Raw genomic sequence first — 705 nt, forward strand, 5'->3', positions numbered from 1 at the left:
CGAGCTTCGGTTGGCGCGCACGATGATCGATGCGACGATCCGGCCGCTTCCGTCCGGCTTCACCTCGGTCTTCTTCGATCTTCCTTCGGAGAATCAGCCGGTGCTTGCCATTCGCCTCAGCGGCTATAGCTGCGCCACCTTTGAGCTGATGACCGCTCGATACATGCCGACCTATCGGCCGCGCTCGCCGTGGCGCGACATTTCGAACGACGCCGTCTCCGACAGTGGCAGCGACATCCTTGGGTGGCGTGAGGCCGCGGACTGGATCGGCCCCGTCTGATCGCTGCCGACGTCGAATGTCCGGGACGGGTGCCAGCCATGTCCCGGGCGCCGGCGTGACCACCCCTCGCACGGCGGAAGCCGCGATGCCGAAGTTCCTGCCGGCATGAGCGCATTGGCTCGCAGGATATTGCCCATATGCCTGATCTCGGGGCGCTGCGCTCCCGATTGCGGCATGGCGCAACATGGGGATGGGGCGGTTGCATGGATGGTTGGCGCATCCCGTCCTTCGCCAGGGCAGAAGGACGGGACCGGGGCTCTATTCGCTAAGCCGCCGCCCGCGCATGCGCGCGGTCCCCGGCTAACCTCACGGAGCCGAGGCCTGAGCCTCGTCTCCGCCCGTCCGGGTTACGATCCCGCTTGCGGTTGTTCTCGCCGGTGAGGTTTTACACCCCTATTCCTCTCTTGTGTCTGCCTAGTGTGGCA

1 pseudogene is annotated in these 705 nt (G+C 65.7%); it reads left to right on the plus strand.

Features of this window, described 5'->3' with window-relative positions:
- Positions 1-280 (plus strand): annotated as a pseudogene (locus tag RLDS_RS29460) (hypothetical protein); the annotation flags it as partial.
- Positions 281-705 lie beyond the last annotated feature (425 nt).

Source organism: Sphingobium lactosutens DS20, from assembly GCF_000445105.1.
In the GTDB taxonomy this organism is placed as follows: Bacteria; Pseudomonadota; Alphaproteobacteria; order Sphingomonadales; family Sphingomonadaceae; genus Sphingobium; species Sphingobium lactosutens.